The sequence below is a fragment of the Tenacibaculum sp. DPLXC6 genome, assembly GCF_056815515.1.
Map to the genome: position 1 here is coordinate 25,332 of NZ_CP141806.1, position 23,251 is coordinate 48,582.

25 protein-coding genes are annotated in these 23,251 nt (G+C 29.8%); 12 read left to right on the top strand and 13 right to left on the bottom strand.

What is annotated here, in order from left to right; all coding sequences use genetic code 11:
- Nucleotides 1-39: 39 nt before the first annotated feature.
- From VCM48_RS00150 to prfB, 3 genes are all read right to left on the bottom strand, one after another.
- Nucleotides 40-2,868: a M16 family metallopeptidase gene (locus tag VCM48_RS00150; protein ID WP_482271167.1), complete on the bottom strand. Its 2,829-nt coding sequence runs from the start codon at nt 2,866-2,868 to the stop codon at nt 40-42.
- A gap of 118 nt (nt 2,869-2,986) precedes the next feature.
- Entirely contained in the window at nt 2,987-3,328 is a 342-nt protein-coding gene (arsC, locus tag VCM48_RS00155) for an arsenate reductase (glutaredoxin) (RefSeq protein WP_482271168.1), read from the bottom strand.
- Between the two features lie 19 nt (nt 3,329-3,347).
- A complete protein-coding gene (gene prfB / locus VCM48_RS00160) occupies nt 3,348-4,442 on the bottom strand; it encodes a peptide chain release factor 2 (RefSeq protein WP_440122058.1) in 1,095 nt (364 codons plus the stop codon).
- Between the two features lie 36 nt (nt 4,443-4,478).
- On the opposite strand from prfB, the gene VCM48_RS00165 reads away from it, so the two are divergent.
- Nucleotides 4,479-5,501 (top strand): threonine aldolase family protein, encoded by a 1,023-nt coding sequence (locus tag VCM48_RS00165; RefSeq protein ID WP_482271169.1) that lies wholly within the window; start codon nt 4,479-4,481, stop codon nt 5,499-5,501.
- Here VCM48_RS00165 and VCM48_RS00170 read toward each other — a convergent pair.
- The 3 genes from VCM48_RS00170 to VCM48_RS00180 form a co-directional block, all read right to left on the bottom strand.
- Nucleotides 5,498-5,980: a hypothetical protein gene (locus VCM48_RS00170; RefSeq protein WP_482271170.1), complete on the bottom strand. Its 483-nt coding sequence runs from the start codon at nt 5,978-5,980 to the stop codon at nt 5,498-5,500. The genes VCM48_RS00165 and VCM48_RS00170 overlap by 4 nt on opposite strands.
- 81 nt (nt 5,981-6,061) lie before the next feature.
- The gene (locus tag VCM48_RS00175; protein WP_440122053.1) at nt 6,062-6,682 is read right to left on the bottom strand and encodes a hypothetical protein; all 621 of its coding nucleotides are present in this window, start codon (nt 6,680-6,682) and stop codon (nt 6,062-6,064) included.
- 6 nt (nt 6,683-6,688) lie between these two features.
- A complete protein-coding gene (locus VCM48_RS00180) occupies nt 6,689-7,183 on the bottom strand; it encodes an RNA polymerase sigma factor (RefSeq protein WP_099216427.1) in 495 nt (164 codons plus the stop codon).
- Between the two features lie 151 nt (nt 7,184-7,334).
- Here VCM48_RS00180 and VCM48_RS00185 point away from each other — a divergent pair, with 151 nt between their 5' ends.
- From VCM48_RS00185 to VCM48_RS00215, 7 genes are read left to right on the top strand one after another with little or no spacing between them, the layout of a single operon-like run.
- Complete coding sequence (locus VCM48_RS00185; protein ID WP_482271171.1) at nt 7,335-7,751, top strand: DUF2141 domain-containing protein; 417 nt, start codon at nt 7,335-7,337, stop codon at nt 7,749-7,751.
- 44 nt (nt 7,752-7,795) lie between these two features.
- Complete coding sequence (locus VCM48_RS00190) at nt 7,796-9,151, top strand: 2TM domain-containing protein (protein ID WP_482271172.1); 1,356 nt, start codon at nt 7,796-7,798, stop codon at nt 9,149-9,151.
- A 1-nt stretch (nt 9,152) separates the two neighbouring features.
- Nucleotides 9,153-9,449 carry a 2TM domain-containing protein gene (locus VCM48_RS00195; RefSeq protein WP_274640433.1) on the top strand — a complete coding sequence of 99 codons (297 nt, stop codon included), beginning with the start codon at nt 9,153-9,155 and terminating at the stop codon, nt 9,447-9,449.
- Nucleotides 9,439-9,726 (top strand): 2TM domain-containing protein, encoded by a 288-nt coding sequence (locus VCM48_RS00200; protein WP_274640432.1) that lies wholly within the window; start codon nt 9,439-9,441, stop codon nt 9,724-9,726. Before VCM48_RS00195 ends, VCM48_RS00200 begins: the two co-directional genes overlap by 11 nt.
- 1 nt (nt 9,727) lies before the next feature.
- Nucleotides 9,728-10,069 (top strand): 2TM domain-containing protein, encoded by a 342-nt coding sequence (locus tag VCM48_RS00205; RefSeq protein ID WP_274640431.1) that lies wholly within the window; start codon nt 9,728-9,730, stop codon nt 10,067-10,069.
- Nucleotides 10,053-10,361, top strand: a complete 309-nt coding sequence (locus tag VCM48_RS00210; RefSeq protein WP_482271173.1) for a 2TM domain-containing protein — start codon at nt 10,053-10,055, stop codon at nt 10,359-10,361. The genes VCM48_RS00205 and VCM48_RS00210 overlap by 17 nt, the downstream gene beginning before the upstream one ends.
- A gap of 21 nt (nt 10,362-10,382) precedes the next feature.
- A complete protein-coding gene (locus tag VCM48_RS00215) occupies nt 10,383-11,138 on the top strand; it encodes a LytR/AlgR family response regulator transcription factor (RefSeq protein WP_274640429.1) in 756 nt (251 codons plus the stop codon).
- On the opposite strand, the gene VCM48_RS00220 is transcribed toward VCM48_RS00215, so the two are convergent.
- Nucleotides 11,128-11,643, bottom strand: a complete 516-nt coding sequence (locus VCM48_RS00220) for a flavodoxin family protein (protein WP_274640428.1) — start codon at nt 11,641-11,643, stop codon at nt 11,128-11,130. The genes VCM48_RS00215 and VCM48_RS00220 overlap by 11 nt on opposite strands.
- Before the next feature lie 139 nt (nt 11,644-11,782).
- Between VCM48_RS00220 and VCM48_RS00225 the strand changes: the two genes are divergently transcribed.
- From VCM48_RS00225 to VCM48_RS00240, 4 genes are all read left to right on the top strand, one after another.
- Complete coding sequence (locus VCM48_RS00225; RefSeq protein WP_482271174.1) at nt 11,783-12,637, top strand: PPK2 family polyphosphate kinase; 855 nt, start codon at nt 11,783-11,785, stop codon at nt 12,635-12,637.
- Between the two features lie 91 nt (nt 12,638-12,728).
- Nucleotides 12,729-13,556: an exonuclease domain-containing protein gene (locus tag VCM48_RS00230; RefSeq protein WP_482271175.1), complete on the top strand. Its 828-nt coding sequence runs from the start codon at nt 12,729-12,731 to the stop codon at nt 13,554-13,556.
- A 74-nt stretch (nt 13,557-13,630) separates the two neighbouring features.
- Nucleotides 13,631-14,116: an ABC transporter ATPase gene (locus tag VCM48_RS00235; protein ID WP_440122031.1), complete on the top strand. Its 486-nt coding sequence runs from the start codon at nt 13,631-13,633 to the stop codon at nt 14,114-14,116.
- A gap of 71 nt (nt 14,117-14,187) precedes the next feature.
- Nucleotides 14,188-17,112 (top strand): serine hydrolase domain-containing protein, encoded by a 2,925-nt coding sequence (locus VCM48_RS00240; protein WP_482271176.1) that lies wholly within the window; start codon nt 14,188-14,190, stop codon nt 17,110-17,112.
- On the opposite strand, the gene VCM48_RS00245 is transcribed toward VCM48_RS00240, so the two are convergent.
- The 6 genes from VCM48_RS00245 to VCM48_RS00270 all read right to left on the bottom strand — a co-directional run bounded on the left by VCM48_RS00245 (nt 17,093) and on the right by VCM48_RS00270 (nt 23,244).
- Nucleotides 17,093-18,139: a lysophospholipid acyltransferase family protein gene (locus VCM48_RS00245; protein WP_482271177.1), complete on the bottom strand. Its 1,047-nt coding sequence runs from the start codon at nt 18,137-18,139 to the stop codon at nt 17,093-17,095. The genes VCM48_RS00240 and VCM48_RS00245 overlap by 20 nt on opposite strands.
- Nucleotides 18,140-18,142: 3 nt before the next feature.
- On the bottom strand, nt 18,143-19,054 hold the full coding sequence (locus tag VCM48_RS00250) for a bile acid:sodium symporter family protein (RefSeq protein ID WP_482271178.1): 912 nt from the start codon (nt 19,052-19,054) through the stop codon (nt 18,143-18,145).
- Nucleotides 19,038-19,679 carry a DUF4159 domain-containing protein gene (locus tag VCM48_RS00255; RefSeq protein ID WP_482271179.1) on the bottom strand — a complete coding sequence of 214 codons (642 nt, stop codon included), beginning with the start codon at nt 19,677-19,679 and terminating at the stop codon, nt 19,038-19,040. Before VCM48_RS00255 ends, VCM48_RS00250 begins: the two co-directional genes overlap by 17 nt.
- A gap of 518 nt (nt 19,680-20,197) precedes the next feature.
- A complete protein-coding gene (locus tag VCM48_RS00260) occupies nt 20,198-21,268 on the bottom strand; it encodes a helix-turn-helix domain-containing protein (RefSeq protein WP_274640420.1) in 1,071 nt (356 codons plus the stop codon).
- A gap of 147 nt (nt 21,269-21,415) precedes the next feature.
- Nucleotides 21,416-22,126 carry a 16S rRNA (uracil(1498)-N(3))-methyltransferase gene (locus tag VCM48_RS00265; protein ID WP_482271180.1) on the bottom strand — a complete coding sequence of 237 codons (711 nt, stop codon included), beginning with the start codon at nt 22,124-22,126 and terminating at the stop codon, nt 21,416-21,418.
- Nucleotides 22,126-23,244, bottom strand: coding sequence for a GTP cyclohydrolase (locus VCM48_RS00270; protein ID WP_482271181.1), 1,119 nt, complete (start codon nt 23,242-23,244; stop codon nt 22,126-22,128). The genes VCM48_RS00265 and VCM48_RS00270 overlap by 1 nt, the downstream gene beginning before the upstream one ends.
- Nucleotides 23,245-23,251: the final 7 nt, after the last annotated feature.

Sequence of the window (23,251 nt, forward strand, 5' to 3'; positions counted from 1 at the left end):
ATTTCTTGAGAGCTCTTGTTAATTATAATTTATTTAAAATTATTTTTCAGGATTTAAAACACCCAGGATGTATCCGTTAGTTAAATATTTCTTAGCTACTTTTTGAATATCTTTTTTAGTTAAAGAATTTACTCTATCTTCAAAAGAAGCTATATCTGAAACATCATTATTTTGATAGTCTACATTTTTAATAGTCCTTAACCAAAAACGATTCTTTTTAAGGTCTTCCTTGTAGTCAGCAATCATTCCTTTTTGAGCTTTCATTAAATCTTCTTCAGTAGGTCCGTTTTTAACAACCGAAGCAACTTCAGCTACAGAAATGTTTTTTAATTTTTCAACATTTTCAGGTGCACAAGGGTATGAAATCGTAAAGTTATACCAACTATAAGGCATTTTAGAAATACTACCACGAGTTCTTGAAGAATACACACCTCCTTCTTGTTCACGTAACTTTTCAGTTAATTTAATTCCAACAACCTCACCTAAAATTTTAAAAGCTAAGGCATCTTTTTTATTGTATTTAGCTTTTCCTTGATAAGTGATACGTACATTACTTTTAGGATCTTTACCTTTAGTAACTGTTTTAGAATGAGAACCAGATAAAGGTCTAAAGTCTGACACTTTGTATGTCTCATTAGAATTTTTTCCTGGTAAACCAGCAATATATTTAGTTGCGTACTCAGCAAGTTTCTTCTCATCAACATTACCAACAAAATAGAAGTTGAAATCACCAGCATCAGCAAAACGCTCTTGATACTTTTTATATGCTAAGTTGTAATCAGCCTTTTCATATTTTTCTGGAGAAGGGAAGCCTGTATAACGAGGATCTTTTCCATAAACAAACTCACTCATTTCTTTTTGAAAGAAGAAATTAGGGCTAGCTAATAAGTTTCCTAAGAAGCTTTTTTGTTTGTTTACATAAGAATTAAACGCTTTTTCATCTTTATTTAAAGAAGTGAAGTATAAATGTACCATTTGGAATAATTCTTCTAAGTCTTTAGGAGTAGCAGAACCTCTAAATCCTTCACTTAAGCTACCAATGAATGGAGAAACACGAACAATTTTACCAGACATCATTTTAGATAAATCTGTTTTAGAAAAACCATTAATTCCTGCTTCAGCAAGCCCTCTGTTAGCAAATGAAGTAGCTTTTAATTCTTCATCAGAGTATAAAGAAGTTCCTCCGAAACTAAATGCTTCAAATAATACTTCATCATTTTTAAAATCGGTTTTCTTATAGGTAACTTTAGCTCCGTTACTTAAAGTCATAGTTTTTGTTCCTAAATTCTTATTTTCAGTAACATTTACTATAGATCCAGATGTTGGTTGTTTTGTTATTAAAGAGGCAGCTACTGCTTTATCTTCATAAGGTTTTAATTCTTTTGTTTTAACGTTATTTAAAGCATCAATAACTTGTTGTTCAGTAACAACTTTTTTAGGTCCAGTGATAACAACAACGCGATTATCATCATGCAAGTAACTTTCAATAAGCTTATTTACTTCTTCTAATTTTACTGAAGGTAATAGTGTTTGATGAGCTTTGTACTCCCATTCAATACTTGGAATTGGTTCTTGCTCTAGGAAGTTGTTTACATATTCACCAACAATTCTTCTAGATTCTCTTTTATCTTTGTCTTTAAAAGCTTTTTCCATACGAGCAGATATATTCATTTTTGCTCGGTCTAATTCACCTTGTTTAAAACCATATCTTTTAACACGTTCGCTTTCGTCTAATAAAGCTTGTAAACCTTTTAATTGTCCGTCAGCACTTACACTAGCTCTTGATTGGTAAGCTTCTTTACCACGAGCCCATGTTCCACCATGATAGCTAAATCCGTATACAAAAGGAGGGTTTTCGCTGTTACGTAACTCATTCAAACGATTGTTAATCATTTGAGTAAATAAAGACTTTACAATTGAATTTCTATAATCAGTAATTGTAACATCTGGTGTAGCTTCTCCATAATCTTTGTACATTAATTGCACACTAGAAAAAGGTGCTTCCTTATCAGCTTCAATTGCGATAAAAGTTTCTTTGTGGTTTTTTAAAGAGCCAACTTCTCTTTTACGAGGATTTTTAACAGCAGGAATCTTATTAAAGTGTGATTTTATCTTTTCTTCTAAAATATCAACACTAACATCACCCACAGCTACAACAGCCATTAAATCTGGACGATACCAATCTTTATGAAAACGACGAATACTTTCATGTTTAAAGTTTTCTAAGTTTTCTTTAGTTCCGATAGGTAATCTTTCAGCATATTTAGAACCATGCATTACTTTAGGTAAGTATTTTTCTAACATACGGCTGTCAGCTCCTCTACGAGAACGGTATTCTTCTAAAACAACACCACGTTCTTCATCAATGTCTTTCCCTTCTAATAAGGCTCCATGTGCCCAGTCCTCAAGAATTTGAAAACCTTTTTCAAGTTTTTCTTTGTCATCACTTGGAATAGGTAAAATGTATACAGTTTCATCAAAACCTGTATATGCATTTAAGTGAGCACCAAATTTTACCCCAATTGACTGTAGGTAATCTACCAGTTCATTCTTTTTAAAGTTTTTTGTTCCATTAAAGTTCATGTGTTCCATGAAGTGAGCTAACCCTAATTGGTCATCATCTTCTAAAATAGAACCTGCATTTACAACTAATCGTAACTCTACTTTGTTGGCTGGTTTTGGGTTTTGTTTAATGTAGTAAGTCATCCCATTCGATAGTTTTCCTATCTTAACCGAAGGGTCGGTTGGGATTTTCATAGCGCTTACTTTTCCTTTTTTGGGTAGCTTTTGTTGTGTTTCTTTTAAAGCTTGACTATACCCCATAGATATAAAGAAGGCCAGGGATAGTCCTAATAATGTTTTTTTCATAGTATATGAATTTTAATTTTGTAGGCAATTTACGGTGAATTATTAGTAAACTAAAAAAATAGTTATTTAAATTGTGTTAAAATAAAAAAGCTCCCAATTTCTTGAGAGCTTTTAAAAATTAAATAATTTCTTTTATATTTTCTGGTGGTCTACCCACTACAGCTTTGTTTCCATTAATAACAATAGGTCTTTCAATTAACTTTGGATTTTTTACCATTGCTGTAATGATTTGAGAATCTGATAATTCTTTTCCTTTATATTCCTCTTTCCAAATTTTTTCATTTTTACGAACTAAATCAATCGGAGAAATATTTAAAAGATTAATAATTTCTTTTAATTCTTCTTCAGAAGGAATAGTATCTAAATATTTTACGGTTTCAAACTCTTTACCAGAGTTTTCTAAAATTTCTAAACCTTGTCTTGATTTAGAACATCGTGGATTGTGGTATATTTTTATCATTTTAATGAGTTTTATAGTGTTAATCTTCTTTTTGTCCCATCATCATTAAATAAGCTTTCAAAAATGGATTGATATTTCCGTCCATAACAGCATCTACATTTCCTGTTTCATGAGCAGTACGTACGTCTTTAACTAATTTATATGGGTGCATTACGTAATTACGAATTTGGCTTCCCCATTCATTTTTCATCTTATTTGCTTCAATTTCATCACGAGCAGCTAAACGTTTTTGTAATTCAATTTCATACAATTGTGATTTTAACATTTGCATAGCTGTAGCTCTGTTATCATGTTGTGAACGTGAATTAGAACACTGAATTTGAATTCCTGTCGGTTTATGTAATAATTGAACTTTAGTTTCAACTTTATTTACATTCTGTCCACCAGCACCACTAGAACGAGCTGTGGTAATTTCAATATCAGCTGGATTTACTTCAATTTCGATTGAATCATCAGCAACAGGGTATACATATACAGAAGCAAAGGAAGTATGACGTTTTGCGTTGCTATCAAAAGGAGAGATACGAACCAAACGATGTACGCCGTTTTCGCCTTTTAACCACCCAAAAGCATAATCACCATCAAACTCTAAAGTAACCGTTTTTATACCAGCAACATCACCTTCTTGATAGTTGAGTGTTTTTATTTTAAAACCTTGCTTTTCTGCCCACATAGTATACATACGGGTAAGCATTTCTGCCCAATCACAACTTTCAGTTCCTCCTGCACCTGCTGTAATTTGTATTGTAGCACTTAAGCTATCACCTTCTTCAGAAAGCATGTTTTTAAATTCAATATCTTCTAAGAAAGTAGCTGTTTTTTCAAATTGTTCTTCTACTTCACTATCCTCAACATCACCCTCCTTGTAAAAATCATAAAGCACAGTTAAGTCATCATTCATAGCTACAACAGCATTGTAATCTTCTACCCATTTCTTTTTAAATCGAAGTGACTTCATCACAACTTCAGCCTCTTTTGGATTGTTCCAGAAATCAGGGTTAGCTGTTTTTTCTTCTTCATTTGAAATTTCAATTAACTTCTTGTCAATTTCTAAATATCCTTTTAACTTGCCAATTCGTTCAGCGATATTTTTAAGCTGTTCGTGTGTAATCATAAATGCAAAAATACATTTTATAAATCGTAGTTAGAAATGGAAATAAACTTAATAAGCGATACTGTAACTAAGCCAACTAAAGGAATGTTGGAAGTGATGATGAATGCTAAGGTAGGAGATGATGTTTTTAAAGCAGATCCAACAGTAAATTTACTGCAAGAAAAAGTAGCTGATATGTTTGGAATGGAAGATGCTTTATTTTTTCCTTCGGGAACCATGGCAAATCAAACTGCGATAAAAATTCATACTCAGCCAGGAGATAGAATGTTTTGTGATAAATGGGCGCATGTATATAATTATGAAGGAGGAGGAGCTGCGTTTAATGCGGGGGTAACTTCTTGTTTGATTGATGGAGATAGAGGAATGTTTACAGCTGAACAGTTAGATAGTTTAGTTGGAGGAAGAAATGATATCCATACTCCATATAGTAGATTAGTTTGTGCTGAAAATACTACAAATAAAGGAGGGGGGGCTTGTTGGAATTTTGAAGAATTGAAAAAGATTCAAAAAGTAGCTAAAGCAAATGATTTGGCATATCATTTAGATGGAGCACGTTTATTTAATGCTTTGGTAGCAAAAAATGAAACTCCAAAAGAATATGGAGAGTTATTTGATACAATTTCAATTTGTTTGTCAAAAGGATTAGGAGCTCCTGTAGGATCTGTATTAGTGGGGAGTAAAGCTCATATTGAAAAAGCATTACGTGTACGTAAGTTATTTGGTGGAGGAATGCGTCAAGCAGGTTTTTTAGCAGCAGCTGGAATTTATGCTCTAGATAATCAGGTAGAACGTTTAGCTGAAGACCATCAGAAAGCAAAGGAAATAGGAACTGTTTTAGAAAAATGTTCGTACGTAGTAAAAGTGGAACCTATAGAAACGAATATTGTTATTTTTTATGTTGAAGATTCAATAAATCCAGATGACTTTATGAAAAAGATGGCAGAAAGAGGTGTATTACTAATTTCAATGGGTGAAGGAAAAATCCGTATTGTAACACATTTAGATTATACGAATGATATGCATGAAAAGCTACTAGAAGACTTGAAAGCGTTTTTTTAAAAGAAAACTCTTACTACGGGAGTAAAACCTGAAGCATAAATACTTTTATCTTCCTCATATAGAACATCGTATTGTATTCCCAAGGACACACTACCTGTCCTATAGGAAAATCCTAAGTTCAATGCAGGGTAGCTGTACTTTTCAGAGAATGAATTAGACTTTCTGTGAACATACATTTGTTGTAAATCTGAAGAAAGCTCTATTTCTCTAATAGGCCTGTATAGTATAAATATGTTTGGACTAAAAATATTTGATTTAAAAGAATCTTTTTTATTATAAGAATACCCAATACCCACACCTAGAGAAAAACTATCGTTAAAATCATATACAGCTGCAGGAGATATGGAAAGCGTTGTATTGTTAGAACCAAACCCAAAACCAACACTACCTCCAAAGCGAACATTATTCCAAAAATTATCTTCTTGAGTAAAAGCAATAGTAGAACAAATTAAAAAACCAAAAAGTATTAATTTTCTCATATATAAAAGGTTAACTCAGCTAATATAGTAAATACTCATCACTAAACGTTAAGAGAAGTTTATAAAAAGTTAGTAAGTTTTTTAGTTCAATTCTTCAAGTTTAGCTAACTCTTTATAGTTTTTGTTAAGTTTTCGTAGTAAAATACCATAGAGTAGTTGGTAAAATAACCAATATAGACCTATAATGATAATTATAAGGAAGATAGAAACAATAGTTATAGTTATATAAAAAGTAGCTGTGTGTGCATGCTCTTCTTTTAAAAGAGTTTGTGTTATGGTAATTAGAGCAACGACAAAAACAAAACTTAAATTGATAAAAACATAAGCTTTAACTGTTTTACGAGTTTTTAAAATTTTAGACATTAAAACTTTAGTATTGTCTGAAGTAGAAATGCTTTTGTAGTTTTTATAAAAACGTATTAAGAAATAAATGATTATTAAATAAGAAAGTATCTCAATTTCGAGCATGTAATTTCCTATAAAATGACCTTTTAAAGCATCATAATCATCAGGATTGACTCTAAAGGAACAATTAATAACAGCTACAAAAATGAACTCTAAAAGGCCAATAATAAAAATCCATTTTACTATTGATGATGACTTGGAGTGTGCCATTCTATAGATATCAACCCTAGAAACTTTGTTAGTTTCTTCTGATTGATTACCCCAAGCTTTTTTATATTTATCTAAATCTAAATCCATTTATAACTATGGGTTTAATACTTTTTTCAATTTATCTTTTGCTCTATTCATTTTCACACGAGCATTTACCTCACTAATACCTAAAGTTTCAGAGATTTCTTTGTAAGGTTTATCTTCTAGGTATAAAAAAATTAATGCTTTATCAATATCATTTAATTTACGGATAGCACCATACAGAGCTTTTAACTGTACCTCTTCAGTATCATCATACTCTTCAGCTTTAATTTTAAAAGAATAATCTGTAAAATCTTGTGTTTTTATACTTCTTGTTGATTTTCTGTATAAAGAAATAGCAGTATTTAATGCTACTCGATACATCCAAGTGCTAAACTTTGCATCTCCTCTGAACTTACTATAGTTTTTCCATAACTGAATGGTGATTTCTTGAAACAAATCATTATGAGCTTCTTGGTTAGTAGTATAAATCCTACAGACCTTATGCACAATGTTTTGATTGGCTTCGAAATCAGTTAAAAATTTATTTTCTAGTTCTTTTTTCACTAAGTTTAGTAGAGTTGATATGTTATAAGTAGCTCAAAAATACAAATTGTTACAGCTCATCCTAAAAATAATACAACTCAGTTTGTTTTTATTTCAGAAATAAAGTCTTTGATAAATATTTGTGTCATCATTAACCATAAAAAATAACACGATGAAAATCTTAATACACATTTTTGTTATAGCAATTTTGTTTACTATTGAAACAGTGTCAGCTCAAAACAAAACAGTTACAGCAACAGTTGTAAACGTTACTTCTGACAAAGGAAAAGTAAAGTTCGCTTTATACACTAAAGAGAATTTTAGAAAAGAACCATTAGAAGCTAAAGAATCACTAATAAAAGAAGGAAAAAGCACTGTGATTTTTGAAAAAGTACCTGTTGGTGAGTATGCGATTATTTGTTTTCATGATGCAAACAATAATAATAAAATGGATTTTGAACCTAATGGAATGCCTTTAGAAGATTATGGTGCATCAAATAATAATTTATCACGTTTTGGACCACCTCAATATGAAGCCGCAAAGTTCTTAGTTAAGGATAAAGATGTATCTTTCGATATTAAATTTTAATGAACTAAAGTAAACTTAAGTTAGTAGTAAGTAAAAGAGAAAAAATGAAGACACCATTAAAAAAAAGACTTAACAACTTAAAAAATGATATTTGGATTTGTACAAAACTTACAATCATTTTTGGTGTTGTTTTTACTTTAATAAATCAGGCATTTACGTTAAAAGAAGCTGGGTCGGTGTTTTTATTCTCTGCAATGTATTCTTTTGTTTTAGGTTTAGGAAATGGAATTATAAATGACTACTTAAGTGAAAAGTGGGATTGGGTTTTACAAACTAATCAAAGAGTATGGGCTGGTATTGTTGCAACAATAAGTTACACGGTAGTAGCTGTATTATTAATCCATTACGTGCAATACTTTGTTATTTTTAATAATAACATAGATAACTTTTTTAAAGGTCAGTTTTTATGGATGCATTTATTTGCAATTATACTTTCATTAGCTATCGCTGTGTTTTTCCATGCGAAAGATTTCATGGTAAACTGGAAGGCATCAGTAAAACAAGAAACCACACAGCATGAAATAGTAGCAAAAACAGAAACAGCAAAGTTTGAAACCTTAAAAAGTCAAATAGATCCACACTTCTTGTTCAATAGTTTAAATGTACTAACCTCTTTAATAAGTGAAAACCCAAAGCAAGCAGAAAAATTTACCACAAAATTATCTAAAGTATATAGGTATGTATTAGAGCAGCGAAATAAAGAATTAGTACCTATACAAGAAGAGTTACAATTTGCTAAGACGTATATGGAATTATTACAGATGCGTTTTGAAGAAGCTGTACAATTTAATATTCCAGAAGAAGTAAGTAATCCCGATTTAAAAATAGTTCCGTTATCTCTTCAATTATTACTAGAGAATGCAGTAAAGCACAATGTAGTTTCTTCAACTAAACCTTTAGAAATAAACATTTTTGAAGAAGAAGGCTTCTTAAAAATTCAAAATAATATTAATCCAAAAGAAGCTATAGGAAAAAGCACAAAAGTTGGATTAAGAAATATAGCAGATCGTTACGGTTTAATAACCGATAGAAACGTTCAAATAATTAATAATAACAAAACATTTACAGTGTGTTTACCGCTGTTAATTAATATAAAAGATAGTATCATGGATACAAAAAGTTTAGAAAATAGTAACTACGTAAAAGCAGTAGAAAAGGTAGAAAAACTAAAAGAATTTTATCAAAATTTAGTTTCGTATTGTATAGTTATCCCTTTTTTAATTTTTATAAACCTTAAAACATATTCAAAATTTCAATGGTTTTGGTTTCCAATGATAGGTTGGGGAATAGGCTTGATTTTTCATTACTTAGAAGTAAATAATTATAATTTATTCTTAGGTAAAAACTGGGAAGAACGTAAGATTAAGGAGTTAATGGATGATGATAAAAACTATAAATAAGATGGAAAAAGATTACACAATAGAGCATAAATACGCAAAAGCAAAAAAGAAAGTAGAAAAAATTAAAGGTTTTTATATTCATCTCATTGTAACAGTATTAATTATACCGGTTCTGATTTTTATTAACTTAAAGTTTGTACCCAGTTACCATTGGTTCTATTATCCAATAATAGGAATGTTAATTGGTGTTTTTTTTCACTGGCTAGGAGTTTTCGGTATTGAAAAAATAGGGTTAGGAAAAGATTGGGAAGAACGAAAAATTAAAGAATTTTTAGAAAACAATAACAATGGAAGATAACTATATAGAAGAAAAAAAGTATTTAGAGGCAAAAAAGAAAGTAAAACAAGTAAAAGGATTTTATGCTCATGCTTTAGTAAATATAATTTCAGTGATTATTATTGTTTTAGTGAATTTAAAATTCTCACCTTATTATCACTGGTTTTGGTTTCCAGTTATAGGAATAGTACTAGTTACTTTTATTCATTGGATGCTAGTTTTTGGAGTTAATGTATTAGGTTTTGGAAAAGATTGGGAGGAGAAAAAGATAAACGAATACCTAAATAAAAAGGGTTAGTATGGAAAATGATTATAAAGAAGAACACAAGTATTTATTAGCCAAAAAAAGAGTAGAAAAAATAAAAGGATTTTACTGGCATTTGGCAGCGTATGTAATTGTGAATATATTTATTTCAATCGTAATTATTATGGGGTTGATGAATGAAGATAAATTAACTTTTACAAAATCAATAACCAATTTTGGGGTGTATGCTACTTGGCTTTTTTGGGGGATTGGAGTCTTTTTTCATTGGTTAGGGGTATTTGGAACTAATATATTTTTTAATAAAGATTGGGAACAACGCAAAATACAAGAGTATCTAGATGAACTAAAAAAGAAAGAAAATGGAAAGTTTAAATAGAGAACAGCAATATATAAGAGCACAAAGAAGAGTAAACGAAATTAAAAAATTTTACAAACATTTAGTGGTTTACATACTAATAAACCTAGTTTTTATAGGAAGAAGAATATATAAAGATATTGTTTATAGAGACGAATCAGTAATGGAGGCCTTTTTAGATATAAACAACTATAATTCGTTCTTTTGGTGGGGAGTTATAGTATTTTTACACGGATTTAATGTTTTTTCGAAAGGAAAACTTTTTTCTAAAAAATGGGAAGAACGAAAGATTAAAGAATACATGAACAAATAATTGCTAAAAATAAACCAAACTATGAATGTTATAATTATAGAAGATGAAAAGCCAGCTGCAAGAAGGTTAAGTAGAATGTTAGCGGAACTAAACATAGAAGTTCAGCAAATGTTACATTCAGTAGAAGAATCGATTAATTGGTTTCAAAATAATACACATCCTGATTTAATTTTTTTAGATATTCAGCTTTCAGACGGATTATCCTTTGAAATTTTTGAAGAAGTAACTGTAAAATCGGCTATTATTTTTACCACTGCTTATGACGAATATGCATTAAAAGCATTCAAGTTAAATTCAATAGACTATCTATTAAAACCAATAGATGAAGATGAATTAAAAATATCTGTAGATAAGTTTAAAGAACATCAACCTTTACAAAGCAACATTCAAGTTAATATAAATGACATTCGTAAGTTATTGATTAATCCTGTAGATAGAAAATACAAAAAGCGATTTACAATAAAAGTCGGACAACACTTAAAAATCATCAATACAGAAGATATTGAATGCTTTTATTCAGAAAATAAAGCCACTTATATCCATACAAACTCTAATAGAAGTTATTTGATAGATAATTCTTTAGAATATTGGCAAGAAGAGTTAGATCCAGAGCAGTTTTTTAGAGTAAATAGAACATTTATAGTACATATAAATGCCATAAAAGATATTGTGTCTTATACAAACTCACGCTTACAACTAAAATTAGAATCTTATGAAGACTCAGAAATAATTGTAAGCAGAGAGCGTGTAAAAGATTTTAAATATTTTATTGAGTAAGCACCTTTCTAAGGGTATCAATTTTTAGTTTGGCTTCAACATGTATATCGTTTCCATCTTCAGTAAACCAGGCATGGGCACTACCAAGATAGTTCATGCCTAAATATTTAGCACTTTCAATAAAAGGCATTTCAAAACCATTTCTACGGTCATTAGCACCTGAGTTACTAATCATAGCCATGTTTTTACCTCGTAACTGTCTTCCTAAATCTTTCTTATATTTTAGTAAGTCAGACAATCTGTCAAAAAAAGTTTTTAAAGTAGCACTCATGGTATACCAATAAACAGGAGTAGCAAATACAAGGGTATCGTAGTTGTTAATAATTTCTTCCATAAGGGGAATAAAGTCATCACCAGCATTAGAGAAGTCGTATTCAAACACACCAATATTTTTGGTTTTTAAGTCAACAAAGTCAAAAGATTCATTACTGTTGAGGTAGTTAATCACTTTATTAGTGTTTCCTGTACTTTTAGAGCTAGCTTGTATAATAATTGTTTTATTCATCTGTTGTTTATTTGGAAGTAAAGCTCAAAAAAATAAATAAAGAAATATTTTAGATTTAATTGTAATAATTGATAATAACCAAGAAAAAATCAATTAAAAAACTCTATATTTTTGTACTTTTATACTATATAAAAAGCGAATGAACACAAATACCTATAAATTTTCTAAAAAAAGAGAGTTAAAAGAATTTTCTACTAAAGAAGTTGTCGATAATGCTAAGAAAAAGCTAAAAAAATCAAGAAAAAAGATTAGTGATTTACAAGACACTATGTATGCAGAGGGTAAGTATAGTGTTTTATTGTGCTTACAAGGAATGGATACAGCGGGAAAAGACAGTTTAATTCGCGAAGTTTTTAAAGATGTAAATGCGCGTGGAGTAGTGGTACATAGTTTTAAAGTACCAACAGATTTGGAGTTGAAGCACGATTTTTTATGGCGTCATTATACTGCATTACCCGCAAAAGGAAAAATAGGAGTTTTTAATCGTACACATTACGAGAATGTTTTGGTAACAAGAGTGCATCCAGAGTATATATTTGCAGAAAATATTCCGACAGTAAAAAGTTTAGATGATTTAACTGATGCTTTTTATCATAGTAGAATGGAACGTATTAATCAGTTTGAGAAACACATATCAGAAAACGGAACTATTGTTTTAAAATTCTTTTTAAATGTATCTAAAGAAGAACAAAAAAATAGGTTATTACGCAGGTTGAATATTGAAGAAAAAAACTGGAAATTTTCCGCTGGTGACCTTGAGGAACGAAAATTGTGGGATAAATATCAAGAGTGTTATGAAGATATGTTACAAAGAACATCTACAGATAACGCACCTTGGTATATAATACCAGCTGATGATAAACCAACAGCACGTTACATTGTAGCAAAAACGTTAGAAGAAGAGTTAGAAAAATATAATTTTAAAGAGCCTACACTTCCGCAGAAAGTGTTAGACCAAATAGATGAATTCAAAAAAGAATTAAATAAAGAATAAAGAGTTAGAAAGTACAAAGCTGTAAAGTATAGATAGAGAACATACCAACTTTTTAAATATTAAAAACTTTCGAACTAGAGAAACAATATACATGAAACTAAACTTAACAAAACCAATCGTATTTTTTGATTTAGAAACAACAGGAGTAAACATAGCTAAAGATAGAGTAGTTGAAATATCTATTTTAAAAGTGTTTCCTAATGGTAATAAAGAAAGTAAAACATGGTTGGTGAATCCAGAAATAGAAATACCAAAAGAAGCATCAGATATTCATGGAATTACTAATGAAAAAGTAGTAACAGAACCAACTTTTAAAGAATTAGCACCGCAAATAAATGAGCTAATTGGCGATGCTGATTTAGCAGGGTTTAACTCAAACCGATTTGATATTCCTTTATTAGCAGAAGAATTATTACGAGCAGGAATTGATTTCGATATGAATAACCGTAAAGCTGTAGATGTACAAACTATTTTTCATAAAAAGGAACAACGAACGTTAGGAGCAGGATATCAGTTTTATTGTGGAAAAGAGTTAGTAGGAGCACATGGAGCAGAAGCAGATACCAATGCAACTTATGAAATCTTATTAGCACAAGTTGAAAAGTATGAAGATTTAGAAAATTCAATAGAAGCACTAAGTGAGTTTTCAACACATGGAAAAAGAGCTGATTTTGCTGGATTTATCTTATTTGATGATAAAGATCAAGAAATTTTTTCTTTTGGAAAGTATAAAGGAAGAACTGTAGAAGAAGTACTAAAAGAGAACCCAGGATATAATGCTTGGATACAAAATGCCGATTTCCCATTATATACCAAAAAAGTATTACGAGAAATAAAAGAAAGAATGTCAGCGCCAAAAGATACCATGACGGATGAAGAAAAGTTACAAGCTTTACAACAGAAATTTAATTTAAGGTAATCTTTAACATTTATTTTTAGTAATTATCTCAGTTGTTCTTTAATTTAGATATTACGAAAACAAACAATACAACAATGTTTACAGAATATAAAAAACTACCTCAAAACTCAAGAGTTTGGGTGTATCAGTCAGATAGAGAGTTTACACAAGAAGAAATAGAATTTATTAGTGCAAAAGCATTACTTTTTATAGATAATTGGACGCGTCATGGTGATGATTTAAAAGGATCTTTTACTATTAAGTACAATCAATTTTTAATATTGGGAGTAGATGAGAATTTTAATAACGTTTCAGGGTGTTCAATAGATGCTTCTGTGCGTTTTATACAAGAATTAGAAAAAGAGCTAGAATTAGATTTAATGGATAAAATGAATGTTTCTTTTAAAGACGGAGATAACATTAACATCGTAAAACTTCCAGAGTTCCAAAATTTTGCCAAAGAACAAAAAATAACAGCAGAAACAGTTGTGTTTAATAATATGGTAAATACTAAAGAAGATTTTGAGAAAAAATGGGAAGTACCAGCAAATGAGAGTTGGCATGCACGATTTTTGGTATAACTATTGATTTTATTTAAAAGGAATTAAAACTTTACACGAACGAGTAAAGTTTGTATAGAAGTATGATATATATGAAGAGAAAAGTATTTACGGTACTAGCGTTTGTTTTTTTACAAATAACTCAAGCCCAACAACAAGATCCTTTGTTGGCAAAAGATTCTACAGCACAAAAAGTTTGGGTAGATAGTATTATGAAGAGCATGTCTGTTGATGAAAAAATAGGACAGTTATTTATGATACAAGCGTATTCAAATAAAGATAAAAAACACGAGGATTTTATTTCAAGCATGGTTACAAAATACCATGTTGGAAATATTATTTTTATGCAAGGAACACCAGATAAGCAAGTAGTTTTAAACAATAAATATCAAAAATTAGCAAAAGTACCTCTAATGGTAGGTTTTGATGGTGAATGGGGCTTGGATATGCGTTTAAAGAACACGTATCGTTTTCCTTGGAACATGACTTTAGGAGCAGTTAAAGATACGGTTCTACTTCAAGAAGTCGGTAAAAGAATAGGAGAACACTGTAAGAGAGTAGGAATTCATATGAATTTTGCTCCAGTTGTAGATGTAAATACAAATCCGAATAACCCTATTATAGGAAACCGTTCTTTTGGTGAGAGTAAAGAAAATGTGGCAGAAAAAGCTATAGCTTTTACAAAAGGAATGCAAGGGGTAGGCGTGTTAGCTAATGCGAAGCATTTTCCAGGACATGGAGATACTGAAGCAGATTCTCATCACACATTACCAACAGTTAATTTTAGCGAACAACGCTTAGATTCGATAGAGTTATATCCATTCAAAAAAATATTTGAAGCAGGAGTAGGAAGTGTAATGACAGCACACCTAAGCATCCCAGCATTAGAAAACAATCCAAAACTACCATCATCACTATCAAAAAGTGTAGTGACTAATCTGTTACAAAACAGACTAGGTTTTAAAGGATTAGTTATTACCGATGGATTGAATATGAAAGGAGCTGCAAATTACTCAACACCAGCAGAAATTGATTTAGCAGCAATTTTAGCAGGAAATGATGTGTTGTTGATTCCACAAGATGTTCCTGGTTCAATTAGACTGATTAAAAAAGCTCTTTTAGAAGGGAAATTAACAGAGGCACGCTTAAACCATTCAGTTAAAAAGATTTTAAAGGCTAAATACCTAGTTGGATTGAATAAGTATAAGCCTATTGTTACAGAAAATGTTCTAAAAGATATAAATAGTCCTTATGATGAGGTTTTACATCGTAAGTTGATAAAAAACTCTATCACGGTTTTAAAAAATGAAGGAGCTATTTTACCAATTAAAAACCTTAAGGATAAAAAAGTAGCTTATGTTTCTTTAGGAAGTGATAATGGATCAGATTTTTATGAAATGCTTAAAAATTATACTAAGGTAGATAAAGTTTCAGATAAGCATTTAAGTGTCTTAAAGAAGAAGTTAGAAAAGTATAATCTTGTTGTTATTGGTTTTCATAAATCAAATAAAAACCCATGGAAAAGTTATAAGTTTTCTAACAAAGACCTTGTGTGGTTACAAGAAATAGCTAGAAGTAATAAAGTAGTGTTAGATGTTTTTGCTAGTCCTTATAGTTTACTTCAAGTTTCTTCTTTTACTAATATAGAAGGAGTTGTTATGTCATATCAAAATAGTAAGCTAGCTCAAGAACTTTCAGCGCAAGCTCTTTTTGGAGCTTTCGATTTAAAAGGAAAATTACCAGTATCTATAAAAAATGAGTTTAAAGTTGGGTATGGATTATTGGTAGACGGATTGGATGTGTTACAGTATACAATTCCTGAAGAGGCTGGAGTTTCATCAGAAAAACTTTCAATTATAGACAAAAGAATTGATACCATTTTACAAGAGAAAATGTCTCCAGGAGGACAAATTTTAGTAGCTAAGGATGGTAAAGTAATTTATAATAAAAGCTTTGGTTATCATACTTTAGATAAAAAACGACTTGTAAAAAACTCTGATATTTATGATTTAGCATCTTTAACCAAAATATTAGCATCATTACCTATGATAATGAAGGCTGAAGAAGAAAGGAAAATTAGCTTATTTTCAAATTTAGGGGATGTCTTACCAAGGTATAGTAAATCAAATAAAGATACTTTATTGTTAAAAGAGGTATTGTCTCACTATGGACGTTTACGTTCTTGGATTCCATTTTATTTGCATACAAAAGATAGTGTAACAGGAAAAAATTCTACAAAATTTTATAGAAAAAAACGTACGCCAAGGTTTAGTATAAAAGTAGCAAGAAATTTATATCTAGCTAAAGAATATAAAGACTCAATATATAAGCAGATAGTAGATTCTGAACAACGAAAAAGGATAGGGTATAAGTACAGTGATTTAGGATATTATATTTTTAAAGAAATTATAGAAAGAAAATACAAAAGACCGTTAAATAAACTCGTTGATGAGCAGTTTTATCAATCTATTGGAGCAGATAGAATGACTTATTTACCTTTAACTAAGTTCACAAAGGACGAAATTGTTCCTACTGAAAGAGATAATTACTACAGGCATCAATTAGTCCATGGCTATGTTCATGATATGGGAGCAGCAATGCTTGGAGGTGTTGGTGGACATGCAGGTTTGTTTGCAAATGCAAATGATGTAGCTAAAATTATGCAAATGTTTTTACAAGATGGTTCTTATGGAGGGAAAAAGTACTTAGAGCCAGAAACAGTACATAAATTTAACAAACGTTACTACGAAAACAAAAAAGTACGTAGAGGTTTAGGCTTTGATAAACCACAATTAAATCCTAAGGTTAAAGCTACTTGCGGCTGTGTGTCAGATGTAAGTTTTGGGCATAGTGGTTTTACAGGAACTTATACTTGGGCAGATCCAGCAACAGGTGTTGTATATGTGTTTTTATCAAACAGAATATATCCCACAATGAGAAATTACGGTTTAGTAAAAAGTAATATACGTACTAAAATTCAACAAGATATTCAAGATGCTATTTTGATGGCGGAGTAGTAGATAGTTTGGTATATAAAAGAATAAGTAAGAAAGAAGTGAAAAAATAGAGTAAAGCTATTTTCCAGCCAAAAAAGATATTAATTATCCAACTTTGGATACAGTAAAACAAAGGGAACAAAATAGCATTTACGCCAAATCTAAAGGTGTCTATAAACTCTATTTCATCTACTTTTTTACTTAAAAATTTCCAGATTGAATATGGAATCAAACTATTGAAAACAATTAATAAAAATAAAGGAAGAGCGTAGTTTATACTGCGCTTTTTTTGTGGAAGTACTTTTTTGTCTTTTATAAGAGTATTTACATAATTAACTTTAGTAAAATCAACTTGAGCATTGTTTAAGGTAGAAAAAATAGTTTCATAATTTTCATCTTGTTTTATATGAACACTTAAATCTTCTAGTTGATTTGAAACAAGTTCCTTTATGTTTTTTACTGATTGATTTATGTTTTGTTTATCGTAATAATTGTTAGCCAGAATTGGAGAGCCAAAATGTATAGCAGTTTTTGAAGGGTAACTAGATATATTTTGATATGTAATTCCTACAGGAACGATATTAATTTTAGTGTCAGGGAAATTATCTAAAGTTTTAAAAATAATCCTTGTAAAACCTTTACTTAAAGGTCTAACAGTTCTGTCTTTATTGTGAGTTCCCTCAGGAAAGATTAGTAAGGTTTTGTTATTTTTTAATATTAGTTGACATTTATTAAAAATTTCTTCGTTTTTACTAAGCTGTTGCACACCATCTCTAATACGGTATATAGGCATCATTCCAAGTAAGTTAAAAAACTTAGCAATAATAGGGTTATTAAATACTGCAGCGCGTACTAAAAAGTTTGTTCTCCTTTTTATGTGAGTGGCTATGAGTAAAGGATCAATTAAGCCATTTGGATGATTAGCAGTAAAAATTACAGCTTCATTTTTTGGTATACGTTCACTACCAATCACTGTTGTTTTTTTAGAGTAAAAGAATAAACCAGTTTTTACAAAGAGTTTAAAAAAGTAGTATAAAAGTGTTTTCATTTATTATTTATTTCTTCCCCAGTAAGTAGCTAAGATCATTCCTGAAAAAATATCCCAAACACCCCAGAACGCAGCAAGAAGAGCCATTCCGCCTAAGCCGTCAAAAAAGCTAAAAATAAGAAGTAACCCTAAGCCTCCATTTTGTATTCCAGTTTCCATAGAAATCGTTTTACAATCCTTTTTATTTAACTTAAAAGATTTAGCAGCAGCATAGCCTATAACAAACGCATAAATGTTATGAAATATTACAAGAAATAATACTAAATGTATGTAGTTTTTAAAAACATCCGCATTATCATACAATGCTATTACAATTAATAAGAGGAAAAAGAAAATAGAAAACGGACGTAAAAGTTTATTTATTTTTTTAGCCATTTCGTGATGATAATGATTAACTAGCATTCCTAAAACTATTGGAATTCCTAAAATAAGAAGTACAAGTTTAAAAAGCTCAAAAGGATTTAAGGAAACACTTTTTAAAATTTCATTAGTAGGCTCATATAAGCTACCCCATAACTGTAAGTTTAATGGAGTCATTATTAAACAAATAATTGTAGAAAAGGCCGTTAAGCTAACAGATAATGCAGCGTTACCTTTTGCCATTTTACTAAAAAAGTTAGAAACATTTCCACCTGGACAAGCAGCAATCATCATCATACCTAAGGCAAAACTGGGATATGGATTAATGATGTTAACAAGAATAAAAGTTAAAAAAGGAAGCAGGATAAATTGTGATAATAGTCCAACAAATAATATTTTAGGGTTGTTAATAAGTCTTTTAAAGTCATCTACTTTTATATCTAAGGCAATACCAAACATAATTATTGCTAGAGCAATATTTAGCATCCATAAAGCCTCTGTGTCAAAATTAATTTTAATGTTATCAATTTGTAAAGTGTTAATGTTTAAAAGCATACTCTATTATGTTGGCTCCCATTTGTAGCGCTTTAGTTCTAATTTCTTTTGGGTCGTTGTGTACTGCTGTATCTTCCCATCCATCACTTAAATCACTTTCATAATCATAAAAAACAACAAGTCTCCCTTCGTAGAATAAACCAAAACCTTGTGGTGGTTTTTTATCGTGTTCATGAATTTTTGGCAAGCCTTTAGAAAAAGAGAATGTTTGATGGTAAATAGGATGATTGTTAGGAATTTCTTGAAGTTGCAATTCGGGAAAAACTTTTTTTAATTCTCTTCGTATATATTTATCAAGACCATAGTTGTCAGATATGTGCAAGAACCCTCCAGAAATAAGATAGTTTCTTAGTGTTGATACTTCAATATCTGTAAATAAAATATTACCATGTCCTGTTATAAAGACTATAGGATAGTTAAGGATGGTTTCATCATCAAGTGTAATGCTTTGTATGTCCTTATCAATTTGTGTTTTTGTGTTTAGATTAGTAAACCTTACAAGGTTAGGTAATGCGGTAGGGTTTGCATACCAATCACCACCTCCTTTATATTGTATGACTGCTATTTCTTGTGAAAAAATATTGAGGTTTAATAGAAAGAAAAAAAACAGGATGAAGTTTTTCATTAATTAACTTGAATTTAAAAGCAATATAGTAAAACAACAATAAAAAACACCAACAAATGTGTTGGTGTTTTTTCCCCTTAAAAAATAAAATAAGCTTTCTATTCAGAAAATTCCCCAATTTTAAAGAAAGCCTTTTTTATATGTAATAAAAATATAATAAGCTTATCTATTTGTAGTTCAGTTACATCCAAAAAGGTGTTTTAAAACCAACTTTTTATAAAAAGCATGATTGATGATGATTTGTTAATAAGTTGTATTTGGGTTGTAAAAGGTAAAAAACACCAATAATATTATTGGTGTTTTTAAGCTATAGCTTTTCCTTCTTCGCATTGAGAAATAAGTGTTCTCAATAATTTTATTAGAAATCTTAATTATAAATTGAAAACCCCTTCAACTATTTTCAATTACTAATTTTTTAATTTCACTTAGTAAATATACTTTAGAATAAGGAGATAAAGGTTCGAAAACGTCCATTTTGGATGTTTTCGAACTGTCTTTTTATAAAATGAAAGTTAGTTTTAATTTAAAACAGCTAATGATAAGCTTTTAAATTGGACAGGTGTATGTCCCGTATGTTTTTTAAAAACAGTATAGAATGTAGACTTAGAGTTGAACCCAGACTCTAGCCCAATAGAAGTTATTGTATAGCTGGTATAATCGGGATCTAACAAGAGTGTTTTAGCTAAATCTATCCTCATTTCGTTTAAATAATCGGTAAAAGATTTTTTAGCAATATTATTTATAACAAGAGAAAGAGTACTAGAACTTAACTCAGTGTCTTTTGACAGGTCTTGTAGTGTGTACTTATTTAGTAAATACTTCTTTTTAGATCGAATGAATTTATCTATTTCAATAAATTGTTCCTTTTGTTTTTCGACATGATTTTTAGAGAAGTTTTTCTCGGTGTTTAAATTAATTGTATCAACGCTAAAGTCACCATTTAAATCAAGTAAAAGAGATTCTCTAATTCTTTCACGCTCTTTTAGTACACGAATTTGTTTCAATCCCTGATATCCTAACCAATAAATTAATACAGTAGTATAAACTCTTAAAGGATAATATGAGAATAAGAAACCAGTAAAGTTCATTTTTACTTTAATAAATAAAGCTAAAATCCAAAGAGCATATCCGATAGAAGTTAATATAAAGAATGTATAAATCCATCTAAGATTGTCAAATGATAGAATTTTAGGAAAAAGTTTTTCCTTTTTGTACAAAATGTAAAATGAATAAATAAAAATTCCTAACGATGTAATCAAACTAAATATTTCTTCGATAGAAGTATATCTTTCGTAAATAAAATTTAGATACTCTCTAGAAGCTGAATCACTGTAGTAAAGAACAAAACTAATTTGACTGGCGACAAGAATTAAAAATAGCGGAATAATTATCTTTAATATTTTGTATGATTTTTCAGCAAGATTTAGATAGTGAATTAAAAACATATACAAAAAAGGCATTGCTAAAAAGTGCCAAGGAACTTGTACATAGTCTAAAGCAAACTTATGCTGAAACAATTCTTTTTCTAAGGCCCAAGATTGTATGTTGTTTAATGATATAGCTAATATTAAAAGATTTAAGTATATCATACTTTTTTCTCGTCCATTTTTAGAACAAAAAAGTATAATACTAAAAGCGAAACCGTGAACGGCACTAATTAACAAAAAGAGATTAAAAAAATCTGCTGTAGTCAAAATAAAAAACCTTTAAGAGTAGCTAAATATACAAAAAATGAATTACTGGTGTAAATAGGCTATACTCTGTACTACATTTAAACCAGCTGTTTCTGTTCTAAGTCTATTATCTCCTAAAGAAATAGGAGTGAATTTTTTATTTAAAGACTGTTGGATTTCTTCATGAGAAAAATCTCCTTCAGGGCCTATAAGAATTGTGTATTTTGATTTAGGAGAAGCAATGTTTTTTAAAAACTTTTTTTCAATACTTTCTTCACAGTGTGCAATGAAAGTTTCTTCTGAAAAATCATTTTTTATAAAGTCAGAAAAATTTACAGGAGGGTTAAGCTTAGGTAGCGTAAACTGTAATGATTGTTTCATACCAGATTGTATAATCCTCTCTAAACGATCAATTTTTACAACTTTTCTTTCTGAGTTTTTACAAATGATAGGAGTAATTTCATCAATACCTATTTCTGTAGCCTTTTCTAAAAACCATTCTAAACGATCATTATTTTTTGTAGGAGCTATAACTACATGTAAATAATAATCTCTAGTACAAGGTTTTTCTTCATGTTTAATGATTTTAGCAATACACTTTTTATCGCTTCCAATAATTATTTCGGCAAAAAATAGGATTCCTTTACCGTTAGTAATGTGTAATATATCTCCTTCTTTTTTTCGCAATACACGAATTATATGACGACTTTCATCTTTATTGAAAGTAATTTCTTTTGAAGTAGTTAATAAATCTGAATTATAAAAGAGTTGCATTATAAATCGAGTTTGTATGTTCTTCTTCTTTTATGAATTTTAGGGTCAAAATCTTTCCAGATTTGATGAATTGCTTGGTTTTCTTCAAGTTCTGGTGTTCTAATACAGTTTTGAATCCCTCTAGCTAAAAATATAGGATGAAATTGCTCAAAAACAATAGCAGTTACTCCTTTGTTTTGGTATTCGGGGTCAACACCTATTAGATAAAATGTAACATCTTTTGAGTTTTTCCTGGCATTAAGTAAGTGGAAAATTCCAAAAGGGAAAAGTTTTCCTTTTGCTTTTTGTAAGGCTTCAGAAAAAGAAGGCATTACAATAGCAAAGGCTACTAATTTATGATTTTCATCGACAACAAATTTTATATACTCAGGGTTTATAAAGCTTATGTATTTCTTTTTAAAGTAAGCTATTTGAGCATCTGAAATAGGTACATATGTAGATAGTTTTGAATAGGTTTTACTAAACAAATCAAACATCTCATCTACATAAGGCATTATTTTATCGGTTGAAGTAAAATTCAAAGGAGTTAAGTTATACCTTCTTTGAATTATATTGCTTGCTTTTCTATATTTTTTAATATCAACATTACTAAAAGAGAATATACTTTCAATGTATTCTTTTTCTTTTGTAAAGCCTAACTGCTCTAAATGTTTAGCATAGTATGGATGATTGTACCAAGTAATCATAGTGCCGATATAATCAAAACCTTCAATAAGAACCCCTGTTTTATCCAAATTATTAAAACCAACAGGTCCCTCTATATACTCTAGGTTGTTTTCACGACCTATTTCCGCAACTTTATTTAACAAGGCTTTAGATACTTCTATGTCATCAATAACATCAAACCAACCAAAGCGTATCTTTTTTATGTGCTGTTTTTCTATTTCGTAAGAATTGATGATTGCTACAACTCTACCAACTATTTTATTGTTTTTTAAGGCTAAAAAAAAGTGAGCGTTTGCATATTCAAAAACAGGGTTTTTATTTTTGTCAAAACTTTCAATTTCATCCTTAATAATAGGAGGAACCCAATACTTATTGTCTTTATAAAGAGAAAAAGGAAATTTAACAAATTGTTTCATTCCCTTTTTGGTAGTTATTTCTTTAATTTGAATCATTTTACAA

Excerpts from the sequence above, each read along its gene's own strand:
- VCM48_RS00265 (WP_482271180.1), bottom strand. The coding sequence starts at position 22,126 with ATGCAACTCTTTTATAATTCAGATTTATTAACTACTTCAAAAGAAATT.
- VCM48_RS00150 (WP_482271167.1), bottom strand. The coding sequence starts at position 2,868 with ATGAAAAAAACATTATTAGGACTATCCCTGGCCTTCTTTATATCTATG.
- arsC (WP_482271168.1), bottom strand. The coding sequence starts at position 3,328 with ATGATAAAAATATACCACAATCCACGATGTTCTAAATCAAGACAAGGT.
- VCM48_RS00165 (WP_482271169.1), top strand. The coding sequence starts at position 4,479 with ATGGAAATAAACTTAATAAGCGATACTGTAACTAAGCCAACTAAAGGA.
- VCM48_RS00270 (WP_482271181.1), bottom strand. The coding sequence starts at position 23,244 with ATGATTCAAATTAAAGAAATAACTACCAAAAAGGGAATGAAACAATTT.
- VCM48_RS00255 (WP_482271179.1), bottom strand. The coding sequence starts at position 19,679 with ATGAAAAACTTCATCCTGTTTTTTTTCTTTCTATTAAACCTCAATATT.
- VCM48_RS00225 (WP_482271174.1), top strand. The coding sequence starts at position 11,783 with ATGAACACAAATACCTATAAATTTTCTAAAAAAAGAGAGTTAAAAGAA.
- VCM48_RS00215 (WP_274640429.1), top strand. The coding sequence starts at position 10,383 with ATGAATGTTATAATTATAGAAGATGAAAAGCCAGCTGCAAGAAGGTTA.
- VCM48_RS00190 (WP_482271172.1), top strand. The coding sequence starts at position 7,796 with ATGAAGACACCATTAAAAAAAAGACTTAACAACTTAAAAAATGATATT.
- VCM48_RS00205 (WP_274640431.1), top strand. The coding sequence starts at position 9,728 with ATGGAAAATGATTATAAAGAAGAACACAAGTATTTATTAGCCAAAAAA.
- VCM48_RS00210 (WP_482271173.1), top strand. The coding sequence starts at position 10,053 with ATGGAAAGTTTAAATAGAGAACAGCAATATATAAGAGCACAAAGAAGA.
- VCM48_RS00195 (WP_274640433.1), top strand. The coding sequence starts at position 9,153 with ATGGAAAAAGATTACACAATAGAGCATAAATACGCAAAAGCAAAAAAG.
- VCM48_RS00200 (WP_274640432.1), top strand. The coding sequence starts at position 9,439 with ATGGAAGATAACTATATAGAAGAAAAAAAGTATTTAGAGGCAAAAAAG.
- VCM48_RS00260 (WP_274640420.1), bottom strand. The coding sequence starts at position 21,268 with ATGATATACTTAAATCTTTTAATATTAGCTATATCATTAAACAACATA.
- VCM48_RS00185 (WP_482271171.1), top strand. The coding sequence starts at position 7,335 with ATGAAAATCTTAATACACATTTTTGTTATAGCAATTTTGTTTACTATT.
- VCM48_RS00220 (WP_274640428.1), bottom strand. The coding sequence starts at position 11,643 with ATGAATAAAACAATTATTATACAAGCTAGCTCTAAAAGTACAGGAAAC.
- VCM48_RS00240 (WP_482271176.1), top strand. The coding sequence starts at position 14,188 with ATGAAGAGAAAAGTATTTACGGTACTAGCGTTTGTTTTTTTACAAATA.
- VCM48_RS00235 (WP_440122031.1), top strand. The coding sequence starts at position 13,631 with ATGTTTACAGAATATAAAAAACTACCTCAAAACTCAAGAGTTTGGGTG.
- VCM48_RS00245 (WP_482271177.1), bottom strand. The coding sequence starts at position 18,139 with ATGAAAACACTTTTATACTACTTTTTTAAACTCTTTGTAAAAACTGGT.
- prfB (WP_440122058.1), bottom strand. The coding sequence starts at position 4,442 with ATGATTACACACGAACAGCTTAAAAATATCGCTGAACGAATTGGCAAG.
- VCM48_RS00250 (WP_482271178.1), bottom strand. The coding sequence starts at position 19,054 with ATGCTTTTAAACATTAACACTTTACAAATTGATAACATTAAAATTAAT.
- VCM48_RS00230 (WP_482271175.1), top strand. The coding sequence starts at position 12,729 with ATGAAACTAAACTTAACAAAACCAATCGTATTTTTTGATTTAGAAACA.
- VCM48_RS00175 (WP_440122053.1), bottom strand. The coding sequence starts at position 6,682 with ATGGATTTAGATTTAGATAAATATAAAAAAGCTTGGGGTAATCAATCA.
- VCM48_RS00170 (WP_482271170.1), bottom strand. The coding sequence starts at position 5,980 with ATGAGAAAATTAATACTTTTTGGTTTTTTAATTTGTTCTACTATTGCT.